Source organism: Sinomonas atrocyanea (assembly GCF_001577305.1).
GTDB lineage: Bacteria > Actinomycetota > Actinomycetes > Actinomycetales > Micrococcaceae > Sinomonas > Sinomonas atrocyanea.
Genome location: NZ_CP014518.1, coordinates 854,302 through 871,081, shown reverse-complemented (window position 1 = coordinate 871,081; position 16,780 = coordinate 854,302). Strand labels below are relative to the sequence as shown.

At 67.9% G+C, this 16,780-nt stretch carries 20 protein-coding genes; 5 read left to right on the top strand and 15 right to left on the bottom strand.

Translation table 11 applies throughout. The features are described from left to right. Positions 1-318 precede the first annotated feature (318 nt). The 5 genes from SA2016_RS04170 to SA2016_RS04150 all read right to left on the bottom strand — a co-directional run bounded on the left by SA2016_RS04170 (position 319) and on the right by SA2016_RS04150 (position 3,207). A complete protein-coding gene (locus SA2016_RS04170) occupies positions 319-717 on the bottom strand; it encodes a hypothetical protein (RefSeq protein ID WP_066495621.1) in 399 nt (132 codons plus the stop codon). Positions 718-809: 92 nt separating this feature from the next. Beyond that, the gene (locus tag SA2016_RS04165) at positions 810-1,712 is read right to left on the bottom strand and encodes an HIT family protein (RefSeq protein ID WP_229710796.1); all 903 of its coding nucleotides are present in this window, start codon (positions 1,710-1,712) and stop codon (positions 810-812) included. Next, on the bottom strand, positions 1,706-2,194 hold the full coding sequence (locus tag SA2016_RS04160; protein WP_066495619.1) for a TIR domain-containing protein: 489 nt from the start codon (positions 2,192-2,194) through the stop codon (positions 1,706-1,708). Before SA2016_RS04160 ends, SA2016_RS04165 begins: the two co-directional genes overlap by 7 nt. Positions 2,195-2,401: 207 nt before the next feature. Further along, complete coding sequence (locus tag SA2016_RS04155) at positions 2,402-2,707, bottom strand: hypothetical protein (RefSeq protein WP_141305595.1); 306 nt, start codon at positions 2,705-2,707, stop codon at positions 2,402-2,404. Then, positions 2,704-3,207, bottom strand: a complete 504-nt coding sequence (locus SA2016_RS04150) for a DNA ligase-like domain-containing protein (protein ID WP_066495614.1) — start codon at positions 3,205-3,207, stop codon at positions 2,704-2,706. Before SA2016_RS04150 ends, SA2016_RS04155 begins: the two co-directional genes overlap by 4 nt. A gap of 572 nt (positions 3,208-3,779) precedes the next feature. On the opposite strand from SA2016_RS04150, the gene SA2016_RS04145 reads away from it, so the two are divergent. Beyond that, positions 3,780-4,691 (top strand): DUF8370 family protein, encoded by a 912-nt coding sequence (locus SA2016_RS04145; protein ID WP_157089107.1) that lies wholly within the window; start codon positions 3,780-3,782, stop codon positions 4,689-4,691. Between the two features lie 94 nt (positions 4,692-4,785). Here the strand turns inward: SA2016_RS04145 and SA2016_RS04140 are convergent, their stop codons facing one another. The 5 genes from SA2016_RS04140 to nrdH form a co-directional block, all read right to left on the bottom strand. Beyond that, entirely contained in the window at positions 4,786-5,154 is a 369-nt protein-coding gene (locus SA2016_RS04140) for a hypothetical protein (protein WP_066495612.1), read from the bottom strand. 85 nt (positions 5,155-5,239) lie between these two features. After that, positions 5,240-6,031: a hypothetical protein gene (locus tag SA2016_RS04135; RefSeq protein ID WP_066495611.1), complete on the bottom strand. Its 792-nt coding sequence runs from the start codon at positions 6,029-6,031 to the stop codon at positions 5,240-5,242. 58 nt (positions 6,032-6,089) lie between these two features. Continuing rightward, positions 6,090-6,377: a hypothetical protein gene (locus SA2016_RS04130; RefSeq protein WP_141305594.1), complete on the bottom strand. Its 288-nt coding sequence runs from the start codon at positions 6,375-6,377 to the stop codon at positions 6,090-6,092. 2 nt (positions 6,378-6,379) lie between these two features. Next, on the bottom strand, positions 6,380-7,063 hold the full coding sequence (gene ssb, locus SA2016_RS04125; protein WP_066495606.1) for a single-stranded DNA-binding protein: 684 nt from the start codon (positions 7,061-7,063) through the stop codon (positions 6,380-6,382). 28 nt (positions 7,064-7,091) lie between these two features. Next, the gene (gene nrdH / locus SA2016_RS04120) at positions 7,092-7,355 is read right to left on the bottom strand and encodes a glutaredoxin-like protein NrdH (protein WP_066495604.1); all 264 of its coding nucleotides are present in this window, start codon (positions 7,353-7,355) and stop codon (positions 7,092-7,094) included. Positions 7,356-7,782: 427 nt separating this feature from the next. On the opposite strand from nrdH, the gene SA2016_RS04115 reads away from it, so the two are divergent. After that, a complete protein-coding gene (locus tag SA2016_RS04115; RefSeq protein WP_141305593.1) occupies positions 7,783-8,013 on the top strand; it encodes a hypothetical protein in 231 nt (76 codons plus the stop codon). A gap of 150 nt (positions 8,014-8,163) precedes the next feature. Here the strand turns inward: SA2016_RS04115 and SA2016_RS21290 are convergent, their stop codons facing one another. Next, on the bottom strand, positions 8,164-8,316 hold the full coding sequence (locus SA2016_RS21290; RefSeq protein WP_157089106.1) for a hypothetical protein: 153 nt from the start codon (positions 8,314-8,316) through the stop codon (positions 8,164-8,166). 362 nt (positions 8,317-8,678) lie between these two features. Next, positions 8,679-9,347: a hypothetical protein gene (locus tag SA2016_RS04110; RefSeq protein WP_066495598.1), complete on the bottom strand. Its 669-nt coding sequence runs from the start codon at positions 9,345-9,347 to the stop codon at positions 8,679-8,681. 389 nt (positions 9,348-9,736) lie between these two features. Between SA2016_RS04110 and SA2016_RS04100 the strand changes: the two genes are divergently transcribed. Continuing rightward, positions 9,737-10,993: an IS110 family RNA-guided transposase gene (locus SA2016_RS04100; protein WP_066495589.1), complete on the top strand. Its 1,257-nt coding sequence runs from the start codon at positions 9,737-9,739 to the stop codon at positions 10,991-10,993. A 95-nt stretch (positions 10,994-11,088) separates the two neighbouring features. Here the strand turns inward: SA2016_RS04100 and SA2016_RS04095 are convergent, their stop codons facing one another. Then, a complete protein-coding gene (locus tag SA2016_RS04095; protein ID WP_218030606.1) occupies positions 11,089-11,499 on the bottom strand; it encodes a winged helix-turn-helix transcriptional regulator in 411 nt (136 codons plus the stop codon). 118 nt (positions 11,500-11,617) lie between these two features. Between SA2016_RS04095 and SA2016_RS04090 the strand changes: the two genes are divergently transcribed. Together SA2016_RS04090 and SA2016_RS21715 are read left to right on the top strand one after the other, a co-directional pair. After that, positions 11,618-13,027: an MFS transporter gene (locus tag SA2016_RS04090; protein ID WP_229710795.1), complete on the top strand. Its 1,410-nt coding sequence runs from the start codon at positions 11,618-11,620 to the stop codon at positions 13,025-13,027. 977 nt (positions 13,028-14,004) lie between these two features. Beyond that, a complete protein-coding gene (locus SA2016_RS21715; protein WP_066495578.1) occupies positions 14,005-14,205 on the top strand; it encodes a DUF1508 domain-containing protein in 201 nt (66 codons plus the stop codon). A gap of 174 nt (positions 14,206-14,379) precedes the next feature. Here SA2016_RS21715 and SA2016_RS04080 read toward each other — a convergent pair whose 3' ends face one another. Together SA2016_RS04080 and SA2016_RS04075 are read right to left on the bottom strand one after the other, a co-directional pair. Beyond that, a complete protein-coding gene (locus tag SA2016_RS04080; protein WP_066495571.1) occupies positions 14,380-15,267 on the bottom strand; it encodes a DUF6282 family protein in 888 nt (295 codons plus the stop codon). A gap of 2 nt (positions 15,268-15,269) precedes the next feature. Further along, positions 15,270-16,646: an MFS transporter gene (locus SA2016_RS04075; protein ID WP_066495570.1), complete on the bottom strand. Its 1,377-nt coding sequence runs from the start codon at positions 16,644-16,646 to the stop codon at positions 15,270-15,272. Between the last annotated feature and the right edge of the window lie 134 nt (positions 16,647-16,780).

Sequence of the window (16,780 nt, the reverse complement as noted above, 5' to 3'; positions counted from 1 at the left end):
AGTTCGGCCTATCCGACCGCGGCGGGCTCAACAGCGAAGGCGCCTGCCGCACCCCAGGGGTGGGGAAGATCGCCTCCCCACCCCTGGGACTCTCATAATGCGGCGGTCTTCCCATGCGCCGCGCCCCTCATGCCTGGTTTGAATCCGGAAACGAGTACTGACGCCGCGCTGGACCCCTGCCGAGGCCCGAACCGAGCACCGCGACCGACTGTTCCACAATCCTTCGTTTTCGGCACAGATGGAGGTTCATCTCCAAGCGGTTGTCAGACAAGCAAGAGGGGGCGTCGAGGGTCTTTGACGCCCCCTCCGTGACATGGCTCAGAGAATGCTCGCGACCTCCGCACCCAGCTGCTTCACCAGCTGCTTCCAAACGTCCTCCGTCATCCAAGGATGCCTTCCCTCATTGATGCCGAATGGCAGCACTTTGAGTACTTTCTCCAGAGTGGGGGCGGCCAGGTTCGCCTTGGGATTGTTCCGGTTCACACGCTCGCACTCTGTGCGCAAATGGGAGATATACGTAGCCATGATCCTGGTGCAGGCCGTCGGATCGACTCTCCAAGCCTCGGAGAGGACAGACCCAAGAATGTCTCCTGGGTGCCCGTACTCGCTTCCGTGAGCCAAACTGCGCACAGCATCGATGGCCTCGAAGGACGCGGCTAGGTCGCTGAGGGCCAAGAAATGGGCTCGGGGGATCTCAACGGTTTTGGCAGTTATCACGGTATTCCTTACTCTGATTTCTATTTTCAGATCTTCAACCGGCGGTCCGCAATCGCATCTTGCCGACGGGCAGCGGCATTTTTCACCTAGGACTAGGCGACAATCAGGACGCCTGCTCCGACGAGGAGCAGTGCGGTGTAGAACGGGGCAATCGACCACGAGGCCCAGATGGACCGCTCAGGCAAGTAGCTCCGAACTGTCTTTTTCCATTTCGATAGCGGCAACCCATCGGCGGGAAGCGGTTCGTCGGCGTCCACCGGGTCGAGCGTGAACAGAGGCACCTTCCGGCTGGAACGCGCGACAGTGTTGTAGAGCCTGCGGAACTGCTTCTCGCTCCTCAGGTAGTTCGCATCGAGGTACGCAAACAGCAGCACAGCCACCATTCCCAGAGCGGCGAGCGGCCACGAGCGCTGCGTGAGGGCGAAGCCGAACGTGGCAGTCGTGATGGGGAGCAGCCAGCCCTTCGCCGATGAGGAGGCAGCCGACTGTCTGGTGACCACAGCCTGGATGTAGTCAAGGTGTTTTCGCCGGTCCTCAGGAGCGAGCGGCGGTTCCACGGATGCCCTAAGGATCTGCACTGCGCTGCGGACATCGAGCATCGTGCGTTCCTTCAAGTCTTCTGAGTAGCTCGTTTCCTCCGGCCATATAGGACCCATGGCATCGTTCGTCCATCGCGGCACGAGATGGACGTGGAGGTGGGGCACCGTCTGCGTCGCGGCCGCGCCGTTGGACTCGATGACGTTCAGCCCCTCGGGGCGCACCGCGTCGCGGATGCCTTCGGCCAGGAGCAGCACCGCCCGCGAGAGCTGCGACGCCTCGTCAGGTTCCAACGCCCATATGTCCCGTACGTGCCGTCGAGGCACGACGAGCACATGCCCTAGGACCGCAGGCCTAGGGGGGAAGAACGCGACGACATTCTCATCACGGTATACCTCGCGCACATCGGGATCATCGCGATCGACAATCTTGCAGAACTGGCAGGCCTCGGTCACCACATGCGAGCCTTCGCCTGAGCGACCCAGCCCTCCATGTTATTGACGAGGTTCGTGTACGTGGCCTTGGAGTCGACCACGCCCCGCCAATCAGTCCGCGTCGGGTCGAACACCGGGATGCCGTGGACGCCGGACACCTTGTCGAAGGGGTTTGCGCCGGGGCGGTCAACGCTGCCGAACGACGAGAGGCCATGGATGCGGATTCCTACAAGTGGCTTCTTCTCGCGCCACGCCTTCTCGATCTCGTAGAGCACCCATGACCGGCCTGCGGTCTCCTGCCCTATGAGGACCACGACAGCGCGCTTGTAGAGCATCTCTTTGTCAATCCAGTTGACGATGGCTTGCTGGCCACGACGCTTGACTTCTTCCCACGCTTGGGCATTGAGAAGTGGCTGGCCTTCCAGTGCGTTGATGTTGCGCACGAGCTGTACCCGGTTCACATCTCGCTCATAGTGGAAGGAGTAGAACACTGTCCTGGTCGCCACCCGCTGGCTCCTAACTCTCGATGGGCGAACGGTTTTCGCCCCCCTCGGGTCAAGTTACAGCGGGTCACCGACACTCTAGGGTGTTCATCAGCAATAGCGGCGAGTTTCATTCGAATAGAAGCTCGCCCCGCCCTAGCCTGCAGCCTCATGGCCTTAATGCCCGGACCGGGGGCTCACCCAAATGCTTTTGGCCATCCGCTCTTTTCCTCAGCCCGAGCAACCGAGCCACTGCGGGTCGATGGCGCGCCGGGTGACCTGGTCGGCGTTCACCCAGAAGTCCCGGGCCCCGTGGTAGTAGGAGATCTCCCACAGCATCTGGACCTGGACGTGCTGGTCGGTCCACGCGAGGGCGAAGCCCTTCTGGGTACGCTCGGCGCTGCCGTCGTCGAACGTCAGCCGTACCCATACCGGCATCGGTGCCGGCGGACGGCTGACCTTCTGCAAGTCGATCGCTGCGGCGGGGACTAGGACCGGGTCCGATTCAGAGTCTCCGCGCTGGTTCAGGGCACTCATGCGGGTCGCCCAAAAGGATTGAGCACCAGCCAGAGTTGCCCATTGCTGTCGGTGTCACCGAAGACGTATGGCACGCCGTTGTCCCAGGTCAGGAGGGCACACTTGACCTGGCCGAGGCCGTTGCGACGAAGCCGGTCATCCAGGACGCTCAGCTCCGTGTCAGGGAAGCCCTGTCCGAGGACGATCCCGACCAGCGCCGAATCAATGGGAACGAGCTCGCTCGCCGAGCCGCTGATGGCCAAATACCGGTGCTCGCTCTCGGACTCCCAGTCACGGTTCTTCCTGAAGAAGAGCTGGTCCCTGTGCTCCTCGACGATCTGGCGCCGCCTCTCTTCGGCATGGCCGGCTCGCAGGTCTGCCGACGAAAAGATGAGGGTCGATCGGAAGCCGTCCCACTTCGGCTCGAAGAGGATCCCGGAGCAGGTGGGGAGCGAGGGAACGGCTTTGGCCAGGGCGAGCTCAAACGGGCCGCTCAGCGTCCGGGAGTGCGGCGATGGCATGCCTCACGGTAGCCCCGCGCCGACCCGCAGACACTGAAAGTGGGACTTATATCAGGAGGAAGACCCAGAAATTCTGGTCCAGAGAAGATGTTACAAAATATTAAGTTTGAAAGTTCCGATACTCCTCGCCGCCTGCGCTCCGGGGTGGGCCGGACCCCCTCCGCATGTAAGCGCTTGCATCGCGGAATCACCAAAAACCCTGAAATCACGCCGTTGTCATTCTACTCAAGGCCCCTGAGGGGCCCTCAGAGGCCCGCTTGGCGGGATTCCGTGTCAAGTAGGTACACAGGCCCTTAGGCTCCCTGGGGGCCTTGGAGGGGCTCTGGGAGCGCATGCCTCCGCATGGGACAGCAATCCATGCTGTAGGATGTGCATGTGGGTATGCAGCACGAATGCCCCGCCCGGAAGATTGCTTCAGTAAGCATTCTGGTTCCGAGCAGGGTCGTAAGTCGTTGGTGAGGCGACAGATCGACTCTACGCGAAACCTGCCGGGCTGTCGAATCCTCGACAGCCCGGGTCGGGCAATCCGCCGTGCAGTCGCCAGCCTTAGTGGCTGGAGGAAGTAGGCCCCCTTGGGGACATCAATTACGAAACACTATGGAATCGCTGGTCCGGTTCCCTTCGCCGACATCGACGTGGACTGTGACAACAAGCGGTTCCTGGACGCGCACATCATCCGGCGGTGGGGCAGTTCGAACCCCCACGCGGCAACTGCTGTGCTGTCCTTCGACACGTTCTTCGACACCATCAGCCTCGGCGCAATGTCCAGCGCCGCTTCGGCCCGTGAGCAGGCCCTCGACCTGCTGACGCATTTCGAAGAGCCGTGGGAGACCCGCCTTGGGATGGCTGCGGAGGGCTTCGCTGGGCACGGCGGGGCCGAGGATATCGGCTCCCGCATCTGGCACGCGCTCTGCAACGATCTGGATGCTCTGCTGAGGGTTGGGGTTCTCAAGCACCTTGAGGAGCTGCCGCTCTTCGTGGAAGGCGTGGATCGCGACATCACCTCAGACATGACGACCAGGATCGCGTTCGGAGCCTTGGCGGACTTCACCGCCGACATGCTGGTCCAGTACCCCGAATTCACTGCGGGGTCGCATCAGACGGGAGTGGTCGAGCGGCAGGTCTGGGACCCCTCGACCCTGACGTGGGCTCTCCGTCCCGTCGAGCTGCCCATCGTCAACGGCAAGCCGCTCCTCCTCGTACCCGCTGAATGGGTCCGGTCTACGCTGCTGCTGAACGCGCGCCGGTTCTATGAGACCAGCGTGCTGTCGTACGCGCAGGGCGAGCAGGTCGTGTTCGATGCCCACGGCAAGCCGCTCCGGACGCCGAAGTATGAGCTGAAGCGTCAGGAGGGGCTCGCCCGAGGGCGGGAGACGAACCGTGAAGTGACGCTGCGCGCAGACCGCGACGGGCAGGACCTCCTGGCGATCTTCCGTGGGTTTGTGGCCGAGCGCCTCGAACTGGCTAAGCGGGCCGCAGCCTAGCCCCAAAGGGCCGGTGGCCTCGGCAGCACGCCGAAGCCACCGGCCCTAACCCGCCCTCCGGTGACGCGGCTCTACCGGTAGGCCGAGCTGGGGTTCAGTCGCCCGGCGCCCGGTACCCCTGCCTGCTGATGGCGCTCTGCGCCTTCGAGAGGTGTTCGCCGAGCTCGGCCGCGAGGTGCGCTGCCAAGCGCATGTGCTCGGCCGCCGCCGCGACGTTACCGGCCGGGTCCGAGCCGTCGTCTTCGTAGACGTCGTACTCGGTGAAGGAGCGCTCGAGGCCGTCGGCGAGCTGGTTGAGGGCTTGGGCGAGCATGGGCCCGGCGGCGCCCTTGAGGTTCCCCAGCACCCGGTACACCGTGGGGGCGGGCTGGGTCTCGCTGTGGTGGCAGATGGTGCGGACGGACTCGTAGATGGCGTCGGCCTCCTGGACGACGATCGGGTCCTGGTCCTGGTCTTCGCTCATGCCGTGTTTTTCCTCCGGTGCCTGTGGCGGGTGTTCCCTTGGGTGCAGCTTAGGGCCCGGGTATGACGTTCCCCCGGGCGCGGGGTCAGCGTCCGTGGCCGCGGGCCGTGGCGGCGTTCGGTGTCCGGGTCGTGGCCGGGTCGGTGCCGGCGGCGGTGCCGGTGCGGGTCGGGGGCTGGTGGGTTCCGGGGCTGGTGGGGAAGCTTGCGGCCTGCAGGGCACGGATCTGGGCAATATCAGCGGCGGTGAGCTCGGGCTCCGCGGTCGGGCTGGGGAGGGCGCTCGTCTTCTCCTCGTCCAGGCGGGCGGGCTCGGGGTTCTGGGCTGCTGCGGTCCTCTGGGCGCGGATGCTGGCGGCGGCGATGAAGGCGCCGGGGGTGTAGGCGAGGGCGCCTTCGAGAAGGTGGTCGGAGGGGATCCCCCGCCCATACAGGGCGGCCTGCTCCTGGTCGGCCCCGTCGTACCGCAGGGCGGGGGTGCCCCAGAGGGCGTGTTCGGCCTGGACGGCGGCGTCGGGGTGGGCCTCGGCGACGGCGCGGGCGGCCGCTTCGCTGACGGCCTCGGTCACGGCCTGCACAGCGGTGCGCAGCTCGTCCTCGGTGGGGCCCAGGATCAGGGTTGCGGCCTCGACCATCCTGGCGATCCGATGCTCGCTCAGCTGCCAGGGCAGGATGTAGGCGCTGCCGTCGGTGTCGTGGCACTCCACTGCCTCCTCGAAGGACAGGCGGGGCCTGCGCGCGATCTCCTCGAGCGTGGCGCGCCGCTGGGATTCCCACTGGAGCACGGCCTGGGAGAGCCGGTGGGCCTCGTGGAGGTCTTCGGGGGTCCATGCCGTCGGCTCGGCGCCCGCGGCGGGGGTGGTGTGCTTTCCGCTCATGGTGTGCTTCCTCCGGTGCTGGTGGGTCGGTGTCTGTGGTGCGGGGAGGGGTCCGGGTTCAGGAGAAGCGGAACCAGGTGCCGCGGTCCGCGTCGCGGAGGGGCTCGCGGGAGGAGAGGTAGTAGGCCGCGGCGGGGTGGTGGCCTGCGGTGACGTAGTGGCCGGGGGTGATGGGCCCGTTGGTGTAGGCGTCGGGGTTCTCGAGGACGGCCCAGGGCGTCCCGTGCTCGGCGGCCTCGGCGCTGGTGTCGAAGTAGTGGTCGGTGTCGGCCTCGATGGGGTCGGGGACGGCGGTGTACTCGTCGGTCCACCAGCTCGGATCGGGTCCGGTGGTCGTGTCGGTCACGTTCAGCACTGTCTCGTCCCTTCTGCGGGGGCCTGTGCCCGATGGTTGTGGTGGCGGCTGGGCCGGCTGACGGTGACGGGGTTGAAGAGGAGGCTTGCGCCGAGCTCGTCGACGTCGAGCTCCTGGCTGGTGCGGGTCTGGCCTTCCTTGGCCTGGTAGGTGCCGGTGGTGAGGGTGCCGGTGGCGATGACGCGGGTTCCCTTGGCCAGGGAAGCGGCGGCGTGCCGGGCGGCTTCGCGCCAGAGGGTGCAGCGGATGAAGGCGGTCTCCCCGTCCTTCCACTGCCCCGCCACGCGGTCGTAGGTGCGCGGGGTGGAGGCGATGGTGAAGTCCGCGACGGGGGTGCCGGCCGGCGTCCGGTCCAGCCGTGGCGCGGCGGTGAGGTTGCCGGTGACTGTGACGGTCTCCCCCGCGGTGCCGGCTCTCCGGGGATCGGTGTCGTTGTCCTCGTGGACATGGTGGGTGAGCTCGTCGGCGATCGCGGCGGCGGCCGCGCGGACAGCAGTCTGGATGTCGGGGTCTGCCTGGGGCCAGTAGCGCGCTTCGCGCAGCTGGGCGAGGGCGTGCTGGAGGGCGTGCACCTGGGGGTGGGTGCTCTGTGCCACCGGGGCCGGTGGCGTGGGCTCGGGCGGGGTGGTGCGCCCGTCGATCCAGGCCTGGTCCTGCTCCTGCGTGTACTGGGTCATGGTCTCCTCCTCCCGGCTCTCCACCGGTTCAGGCGGTGGCGCCGAGGGCAGAGGCGGCGCGTGCGATGAGGTCGGGGCGGAAACCGCTCCAATGGCTCTCGTCATCGACCTGGACGATAGGCGCCTGCGAATAGCGCAACTCCTCGGTCACATTCTCGAGGGCGGCGGGGTTCTCGGTGAGGTCCACCTCTTCATAGGCAAGGCCGGCCTTGTCGAGGGCCTTCTTGGTCATGGTGCACTGCACGCAGGCCGGCTTGCTGTAGAGGGTGATGGCGGGGCCGGTGTTTTCCATGGTCGCAGTCCTTGGTTCCGTAGCAATTATGGTTTCGTTCGTCTGATCTGACCGGGAAATGGTCTCCCCGTCTTCATGCTTCAATTCTAGTTTATGGGCGCGCAATTGTGAAGGCTGTCCCTGCATTTTGCGGACCAATTATGGCGGTTCAAATGCATGGTGCTTCATGGCAATTTCCCTTTTCCGCAGCGAGTGGTGGGACCGTCATGTCCGGCCGTATGGCCACCCCTGTGGGAGTCCTCGGAATGAAGCCGTCTTTGAGCGGCTGCCCCGTGGTCCGGGTGGGTTCGGCGCCTGTCCTGGCCGTGGCGGTGGCCTGCGCCTGTCCTGTGCATGGTGTTGTCCTGGGGCCTGAGTTCTGTCGGACCGGCAGGGGGAGGATCGGTGCATGAGCGGATTTTGAATTGCTGCGGTGTGGGGGCTCCCCGTGGTGCTGCTGCTGGCGCTGGCGTGCCGGCGGCTGGCGGCCGGATCCCGGAAGGGTGCGACGCGTGCGTGCGCTGCGGGGATCGGCGCGGTCATCGTCCTCGAGTCCGCCTGGATGGCCCTCGCTGGGGCCCTGGGCGATCAGCCGAATGTGCTGATGGTGGTTTTCGGGGTCGTGCTGGCCATTGCCGGGGTCATGGTCAGCTCGGTGTATTGGCGCGCTGTGCGCTGAATTCGGGGACGAAGAAGCGGGACGGCACGGTTCACCACAAACCGCATTCATGTGCCGTCCCGCTTCTTGTTTTCCCAACCACAGGAAATCTAGGGGAATTCTATTCAATTGGCGCCCGGCGCCCGCTGAGCGGGGCCATCGCTTCTGAGCCTAGTCGGCGCCCTGGGGGTCCGTTTCGTCGCTGGCCGGGCGGCCGATGTCGGTGGGCCCGAAGTGGGGCTGGCCGAAGGCGTCGGCCTCGGTGAGGGCGTTCTGGAGTGCCTGCTCGAAGGGGGTGCCCTCCGGGGTGCCGGGGTTGTCCATGGTCTTCAGGGTAGCCGCCGAACACGCGGCGGCCAGGGCGCGGGTGCTGCGCTGGGGCGGCCGGCCCGGGTCGGGCCGCGCTCCGGGCCGGAGCGCGGGGCGCACGGGCCGGCCGCCCCGCCCGGGCACGAGGAGACGGTTCCCGCGGCCGCCCGGTGTGGGCGGCCGCGGGTCGTGGGGTCAGGCGCGGTTGCGGCGGTAGGCGGCGTTCAGGTCGAGGGCGATGGGGGCGATCTCGCGGTCGATGAGCTGCTCGAGGAGCAGGGCGAGGCGGTGGCGGGGCTCGTCCTGCCGTGCCCGGTTGATCCAGGCGTGGGCGGCGGTGCCGCGGCCCTGGAGCCAGGACAGCCAGCCGAGGGCGGTCAGGATCCCGGCTCGGTGCCCTGCCGGGGTGTGGGCGAGGGCTCCGGTGAGGGCCTGTATGGCCTTCTCGGCCCGGCTCCAGTCCGGGGCGGTGCCGGGCCGGCCGAGCAGCAGGTCCCGCAGCTCGGGCATGGGCTCGTTCCCGTGGCGATGGTCGCGGCGATCAGGCGGTCGCGGACCTCGTCGGCGCGGGAGAGGGCGGCGGCGAGCTGGTAGGCGTCGGCGGGCAGGAGTACCCGGTCGGCGTTGATCACCGCGTGCCACCACGCCACCGCGGCGCGGGCGCTCTTGGGGGCGACGGCAGCGATCCGCTCGGCCGCGTCGGGTGCTCCGGTGAAGGGGACGTCGGCGGGGGCGGCGGCGAAGACGACGGAGCCGCGGGCGACCAGCTCGGCGTTGACGAGGCTGTCGCGGACCTGCTCGGCGGTGCCGCCCTGTCCGGGGAGGTCGAGCCGTTCCCAGCCGGTGGGGGTGACGTGGACGCTGGCGAGCAGGCCGATGCCCAGGCACGCGGCGCGCTCGTGAACGTGCGCGCCGAGGACGGCGGCCTGTTCCCGGTCGGGGGTGTAGACGGCGACGAAGACGGACTCGGTCGTGGTCGCGCCGGTGGCGAGGTGCAGGACGCGGGCGGCGGTCTCGTCGGGGTCCTGGTCGGCGGTCAGGAGCATCCGCAGGCCTGCGCCGAGGCGCTTATCGGGGCCGATGGTGATCAGGACGAGGGAGTCCTAGGGGGTGCGGCCGAACTGGTGGTCGATGTGGGCGAGCATCGAGGCGGGGCCGTCGACTTTGAGCGTTGCTTCCACGGTGTGTGTCTCCTTGTGGTCGGTGAGGCGGGGAGGGTGTGGTGACCAGCCGGTATCCCTCCCCCGCCCCTATCGTTTTTCCTTACGGTGTTTGAGGTGCCGGTCCGGGGCTTCCGTAGGCTTCTGACCGCCCAGGGGTGCAGGTATGGCTTCTTCGTTTTCGCCGTTGCCGTGGCTTAGCCGGAATGGCCGCCTGCGTCCCACGACGACTCGACCGCTGATTGAGAGATGCGCATCGATCGCTGTGTAAGGAAATGACGGCGTGGTTGTCCGTGGGCCCTCCAGAAGACCGAAGAGAGAAGGGTGTACTTGTGGCCGAACTGTGGGCCGGAATCGATGCAGGCAAGACCCACCACCACTGCACGGTCATCGACCAGGACGGGAGCCGGCTGCTCTCGCGGCTGGCGAACACCGAGGATGCGATCCTCGCCCTGATCGCCGATGTCCTCGCCCTCGCCGAGGGCAGGGAGGTCCATTGGGCCACCGACCTGAACCAGGGAGCGGCGGCGCTGCTGATCAGTGCCCTCCTCTCGCACGCCCAGACCGTCTTCTACATCCCGGGGCGGACCGTGCACCACGCCGCGCGCATCTACAGCGGCGAGGGCAAGACCGATGCGAAGGACGCAGGGATCATCGCCGACCAGGCCAGGATGCGCCGGGACCTCCAGCCCGTTCGTGCCGAGGACGAGACGATCGTCGAGCTGCGCCTGCTCACGGCCCGCCGGGCCGACCTCGTCCACGACCGCACCCGCGCGTACAACAGGCTGCGAGCCACCCTGCTCGAGTACTTCCCGGCGCTGGAGGCCTCATTCGACTTCTCCCAGCGCAAGGCCGCCGTCATCCTGCTGACCAGGTACCAGACCCCAGAGGGGATCCGCCGGGCCGGCCAGGCACGTGTCGAGGCCTGGCTGCGCAAGCAGGGCTGCTACCGCCCCGACAAGACTGCCGAGACCGCCCTGCGGGCCGCTCAGCAGCAGTCAACGACCGTGGTCGGACAGACTGCGGCCGCCGCACTCGTCGCGCGGATCGCCAAAGACGTCCTGTCCCTCATCGAGCAGATCGCCGAGGTGGACGCCCAGATTGAAGCGAGGGTCCAGGCGCATGCCCACTTCGAGATCCTCCAGAGCGTGCCCGGCTTCGGGCCACAGCTCGCCGCCGAGTTCATCGCCGCCACCGGCGGGACCATGGACCGCTTCGCAAGCGCCGACCGCCTCGCCGGGATAGCCGGCGTCGCGCCCGTACCGAAGGACTCAGGAAGGGTAAGCGGCAACTGCCGGCGCCCCAAACGCTACGACCGCAGACTCCTGCGCACCTGCTTCCTCGCCGCCCAGAACGCGGCAAGATACTGCCCCGAATCGCGCACCTACTACGAGAGGAAGCGCGCCGAGGGGAAGAACCACAAACAGGCTGTCCTCGCTCTCGCCCGCCGCCGCATCAACGTCATCTGGGCACTCCTGCGCGACGGGACCACCTTCCAACACCGGAAACCCGACGTCGCCCTCGCAGCCTGACCGCCCCGACCTGGCTGAGCCGGTGCGTCTGCACGCGAGTTGGTGGAGCTCTGTGACCGGCGCACGGGCGAGTCCTGCCAGGCTGAGGTGTCGGGTCAGGACCCGGTGCGAGTGGTGGGGCGGATCCAGATGGTGTTCCCTGTGGTCAGTTCGGCGCCGCAGCTGGAACAGGTCTCGGAACGGTGCGTCTCCTGGCCGCAGGCTAGGCACACGATCGCGAACGGCTGGTCGAGGTCGCGGGCTTCGGTGTGCTTTGCTCCCCAGAAGGCGAGGGACTGGAGGATTGGCAGCGCGTCCCGCCCTGCCGATGTGGGGAGATATTCATAGCGTGGCCTGACGGTTCCGGAGTACTGCCTGCGGCTGACGAGGCCGGCGTCGATCATCCGCTCGAGGCGCTCGGACAAGGTCTTGTCCGTGGATTCGATGTTGGCCCGGATGTCCTCGAAGCGGTGGACTCCGTAGACAAGCTCCCGCAGTACGAGCAGGGTCCAGGGATCCCCGAGCACATCGATTGCCCTGGCGATGGGGCACGGCCTCTCGGACCAATCGGAACGCAGTGGCATATCGCTTCAGTTCCTCCACATTAGCTTGCTTAAAGGTATCTAATATCCATAGTCTAAGGGGGTGAAGACTTATTCTCCAGACGGTGCCGCCCCCCGTGGCACGGCCGCGGCGATGGTTGCCGTGCTGGGCGCCAGCGTGCTTGCCTCGCTCGACCTGTTCATCGTCAACCTCGCGTTCCCCCGGATCAGCCGCAGCTTCGCCGGCGCGTCTGCGCAGGAGCTGTCCTGGGTCCTGAATGCCTACGGTGTGGCGTTCGCGGCCCTTCTGGCACCGGCAGGGCGGATCGCGGACCGCCTCGGACGGCGGACCGTGTTCCAGGCCGGGCTGGCGGTGTTCACCCTCGGGTCTCTGGCCGCCGTCGCCGCCCCCGGGGTGGCCGCCCTGATCGCCGCGCGGGCCGTGCAGGGCGTCGGGGCGGCAGTGATCGTTCCGACGAGCCTGGCCCTGCTGCTGAGCTCGGCCCCGGAGGACCGGCACAAGAGGATGGTCTCGGTGTGGGCAGCCACCGGCTCGGTCGCTGCGGCCCTGGGCCCGGCCCTCGGCGGGCTCCTGACCGAGATCGACTGGCGGTGGGTCTTCGCGATTAACCTCCCGATCGGAATGGTGGCCCTGCTCTTCTCCAGACGCCTGGGCCAGGCTGCCCGCACAGGCGGGCGCGCGCCGGACCTGGTCGGCTCGCTCATGCTCGCGGTCTCGGTCGGTGCCCTCGTGACGGCCCTGTCCTACTGGACGGAATGGACGCCTGCCAGCGGCTGGCTCTGGACCGCCCTGGCAATCAGCGCCGCGGCCTTCGGCGTGTTCGTCGTCCGATGCCGGACCCACCCAGTTCCCGCGATCAACCTGGCCGTCTTCCGCAGCATGCCGTTCACTGCGGCCGCCGTGGGGATGGCGGCGTTCTACGTCGGATTCTCCATCATGCTCCTGGGCGGAACCCTGTGGGTGACCAACGTCTGGTACTGGAGTCCAGCCATGACGGGGTTGGCCTTCATCGTCGGTCCCGGCACCGCGGTAGCGACCGCGCTCGGGGCGGGCCGGGCCAAGCTCGACCCCAGATGGTTCGCGGCGATCGGCGGAGCCCTCTTCCTGGCGTGCGGGGCGATGTGGTCCGCTGCGCTGTCCGCCGCATCTCCCTCGCCCAGTTTCTTCCTCGCCGGCCTCGTCCTCACCGGCGCCGGAGCGGGAGTGGCCCAGACCGGATTCCTCGCAGGAGCCTCGAGGTCCCTGCCGAATGAGGAGTACGCCGCCGGGACCGGCGTCATCAACACCGCCCGCCAGATCGGAGCCACGCTCGGAGTAGCGATCCTCATCACGATCGTCACCACGGGCGACAACCCCACCGCCTACCCAGGCGCATGGACCGCGATGGGCGCAGCCGGAGCCCTCGCTGCCGCCACGACCCTCACATTCCTCATCCGCAGCCGTTCCCCGAAGACCGTCGACGAGCCCGCGACCGAGATCGCGGGCCGCTGAAATCAACCGGCCCGACCGGGTTACCCGAAGGAGGCACCATGCCCGTCTTCCACGCACACATCCCCGCCGGCCGCTACTCCTCAGACCAGAAGAGGGACCTCGCAGCCGCCCTTCCACAAGCCCTCCACCGAGCCCTGCAGATACCAGAGAGGACCAGTTCGACATCATCACCGAACACCAGGCCAACGAACTGTTCCTGAATCCCCCACCTACATGGGCATGCAGCGCAGCCCGACCCCTCATCATCACCGTCCTGCTCACCGCCGAACGCCCACTGGCAGACAAGAAGGCACTCACCACAGCCATCAGCCGACACACGACACAGACGCTCGGCATCCGGCCCTGACGACGTGTTCGTAGCCCTCATCCCCGTCCCGAAGGAGAACTTCTCCTTCGGACACGGCGAACTCCAGTACGCACCCTGAGGAACGCTGACCCCGACAAGGCCCGCCATATCCCACCCCCAACGCCCCGCTGTCCCTGGACCATCGTCACAGTCCCGGCTTCCTCGTTCACGGCCTCCCGTGAGGCGCCGCGGGCTCAACTGACCGAGCCCGCAGCGAATTGACATTCCCCATTGAGATTCCGGCTGGCGAACTTGTTCGCTTGCGCCCGGCCGGGGCCGGCTACCCGAAGGGCGGCGCCGCCGGGAAATCTGCGGAGGAAACATGCGACGAAGGAGCGCCGGAGCAGAATTCCCGACGCGTGGCGGCCCCGACGAAGGAGGGGCTAGCCGGTTCCGGGCGGGTGCGTACAATCCGCAGGACAGCCGAAAGACGAAGAACGTCCCCGGGGCATCGACGGGGCCGGAGCGAAGCGGAGGCACCGGCCATGCCCCGGGGCCACAGCCCGAGCGCAGCGAGGACCACATGCCAGGGCGCAGCCCTGGCCAAGGCCCGCTCAGCGGGCCGCACCCCGCCCCGGGCACGTCGGCCGGCAACGGTTTGCCCCGCCCAGGATCCGGGAAGTGGGCCGGCATGGCTGAACTGAACGTGTACCAGCGCCCGGACAGCAACTGGGGATGGCGGCTCATCTCCGACAATGGCAACGTCATCGCCACCGACGGCGGGCAGGGCTACGAGCACGAGTCCGTCGCGCAGACGATGGCCGAGCAGGTGATCACCGGCCACTACAAGGACGCAAGAACCACCCGGAAGGGCCTGCACGACAGGCAGTAGGCTGCGGGCCTCCCGCAAAAGGGGGCGCCGGCTGAGTGCCGGAGCGCTCTGCCAGGCAGGCGCACTTGTCCCTGTGGACCCCGGCCAGTTTCACCTCCGGGCCGGTCGCTGCGCGGGTTCAAGGCCGTCAGGAGTGCCTGCTTAACGTGGGTTCCAGCCGGGGCGTCAGGTGGGTCAGAAGCCGCCGGAGAGGGCCTCATTTGGATTGGCGACGAGAAGTCGGCGGATCTGCTCCTGCTGGAATCCTGCATCGTTCAGTGCTGCTGCCCATCGCCGGAGGCCGCCGATGATGGGGCCGTTGTGGGGCTGTCCGAGGTCTCCGGTGAGGAGGGTCGATCCTGTGCCGCAGGCTCTGATGCCGTGCAGGGCGTGCCCGAGGGGGAGCTTGCCCTCGAGGACGGAGGCCATGGTCCTTTCGATCCAGGCGCCGCGGCGTGCCATCTCGATCTGGGCGTCGGGGGTGATGCGCTGGCGTGGGAGGTCGGGGTGGGTGACCATGATGCGCTCGATCCCGTGCTCTGCGGCGGCGTCGATGACAGCGAAGGCCTCCTCGCAGTCCAGATGGCCGGTGGCCAGCAGCAGGTTGTGCTCGCCGACGATGTCGAGGATGTCGTGGAGTGCCGGGAGCACGCCGCCGTCCTCGAGCACCGTGACGGGTGGTCCGTAGCCGGGCGTACGGGCCAGCTCTGCCTGGGTGTCGGCCCAGACGGGGGCCGGGCCGGCAGCGGCTGCCTGCTCGCGCTGGCGGCGGCTGTCGACGGTCGGCAGCCATACCACCCGGGCGCCGAGGAGGGCGGCGACTTCCACTGCGGCGGCGTTCAGTCCGCCGACGGGGCGGTTGAGGGCGATCGACCCGATGGCCCGGGCCTGGGGTCCAGTGCTGTAGGCAGCGCAGAGGCCCGCAGTGGAGGCGACGTGGGACTTGGCCACGAAGCCGCCGAAGCCGGCTGCGGTGAAGTCGGCGGCCGTCTCGGCGATGGTCTGGGAACGCGGGACGATGTCGGGGGACGGGTGCGTGTGGAGGTCGATCGCTCCCTGGAGGACTTCGGCCAGCTCGGCCATGGTCAGCCCTTGGACGCCGGGCCTGCGGCGGACTCGGCTGCGGGCTCGTCGATCTTGGAGCGGCCTACGAAGCGGAGGGTGAGGAGTCCGACGAGTGCAGAGGCGGCCATGTAGGCGGCGGGGGCGAGGTTCCAGTGCGTTGCGGTGGTGAGCAGCTGGGCGATGTAGGGCCCGAAGCCGCCGCCGAGGATCGTGCCGAGGGCGAAGCCGAAGGCCACCCCGGTCATGCGGGCCTTGGAGCCGAAGAGCTCGGTGAAGAGCGGGTAGCCGACGGCCTGGGCGAAGACCCACGGGATGAAGGACACCGCCATGGCCAGGCCCAAGGGGACCCCGCTGCCGGGGGCCATCCACAGGAACGCCGGGAGGGCGAGCACGATGTACCCGGCCATCGCGGCGGCGTAGATCCGGCGCCGGCCGAAGCGGTCGGAGGACCAGGCGGCGAGCGGCATGAGCAGGGCGAACACGACGGTGATGGCCGAGTTCGTCCCCAGCGCCTCGGCGGCGGGACGGTGGAGCTGGGCCGTGAGGTAGGTGTTGAGGTAGACGTGCCCGACGTAGCCGGTGCACGTCATGGAGAAGGAGAGCAGGACCAGCTTCACGACCGCTGGCCACTCCTCCAGCGCGGACCGGAAAGGGCTGGCCGCTGCGACCCCGGTGCGGACGTTCTTGGCGAACTGCGCCGACTCGGGAAGGCGGCTGCGGAGGAAGAGGACGGCGACGGACAGCGGGAGCGAGAGCAGGAACGGCACGCGCCATCCCCACTCGGACATGGCCGCGGTGCCGACGACGGAGCTGACCACGGCGGCGAGGCCCCCGGCGGCGGCGGTTCCGATGGCGATGCCGGCGGGGTTGAAGGCGCCGAAGAAGCCCCGGAGGCGGGCGGGGGCAGTCTCGGCGATGTAGGTCGAGGCCCCGCTGGCCTCTCCCCCGGCGCAGAAGCCCTGGAGCAGGCGCAGGAGCAGCAGCAGGAGGGGCGCCGCGACGCCGAGCGTGGCGTAGGCCGGGAGGAGGCCGACGGCGGAGCTGGCCAGTCCCATCAGGACCACACTGACGAGCAGCGACGTGCGGCGGCCGTGGCGGTCGCCGAGCCAGCCGAAGAAGAGGGCCCCGACCGGGCGCATCAGGAACCCGCTGCCGAAGACGGCGAGCGTCTCCAGCAGGGCGGTGGACGGATCCGTGCGGGACAGGAACGCCGCGGAGATGTAGATGGCGAGGTTCGCGTACAGGGAGAAGTCGTAGTACTCGATGACCGAGCCGGCACCGCCGGCTACGGCGGTCCTCCACACGGCCGGCCCCCGCGCCGGTCCTCGGTTGTGGTCTACGGTGCTGATGGGTGCTCCATCCGTGGAGGCGTCGGGCGCCTCGGTCCATTGCTTCATGGGACTTCTCTTCCTTGGAGGGAGCGTACGCCCTCGCATTCGATTATCACCGTATGATAGTGATTATCACAACAATCCCAGTGTGATGCGGCCCATAGCGCCTTGTCAACCGGATGGCCGGCCCGCGGCGGCCG

What these genes read in the sequence shown, in the direction of transcription:
- ssb (WP_066495606.1), bottom strand. Translation starts at nt 7,063, where the DNA reads ATGACCCAGTACACGCAGGAGCAGGACCAGGCCTGGATCGACGGGCGC.
- SA2016_RS04075 (WP_066495570.1), bottom strand. Translation starts at nt 16,646, where the DNA reads ATGAAGCAATGGACCGAGGCGCCCGACGCCTCCACGGATGGAGCACCC.
- SA2016_RS04155 (WP_141305595.1), bottom strand. Translation starts at nt 2,707, where the DNA reads ATGAGTGCCCTGAACCAGCGCGGAGACTCTGAATCGGACCCGGTCCTA.
- SA2016_RS04110 (WP_066495598.1), bottom strand. Translation starts at nt 9,347, where the DNA reads ATGCTCCTGACCGCCGACCAGGACCCCGACGAGACCGCCGCCCGCGTC.
- SA2016_RS04100 (WP_066495589.1), top strand. Translation starts at nt 9,737, where the DNA reads ATGACGGCGTGGTTGTCCGTGGGCCCTCCAGAAGACCGAAGAGAGAAG.
- SA2016_RS21715 (WP_066495578.1), top strand. Translation starts at nt 14,005, where the DNA reads ATGGCTGAACTGAACGTGTACCAGCGCCCGGACAGCAACTGGGGATGG.
- nrdH (WP_066495604.1), bottom strand. Translation starts at nt 7,355, where the DNA reads ATGGAAAACACCGGCCCCGCCATCACCCTCTACAGCAAGCCGGCCTGC.
- SA2016_RS04140 (WP_066495612.1), bottom strand. Translation starts at nt 5,154, where the DNA reads ATGAGCGAAGACCAGGACCAGGACCCGATCGTCGTCCAGGAGGCCGAC.
- SA2016_RS04080 (WP_066495571.1), bottom strand. Translation starts at nt 15,267, where the DNA reads ATGGCCGAGCTGGCCGAAGTCCTCCAGGGAGCGATCGACCTCCACACG.
- SA2016_RS04150 (WP_066495614.1), bottom strand. Translation starts at nt 3,207, where the DNA reads ATGCCATCGCCGCACTCCCGGACGCTGAGCGGCCCGTTTGAGCTCGCC.
- SA2016_RS21290 (WP_157089106.1), bottom strand. Translation starts at nt 8,316, where the DNA reads ATGGACAACCCCGGCACCCCGGAGGGCACCCCCTTCGAGCAGGCACTC.
- SA2016_RS04135 (WP_066495611.1), bottom strand. Translation starts at nt 6,031, where the DNA reads ATGAGCGGAAAGCACACCACCCCCGCCGCGGGCGCCGAGCCGACGGCA.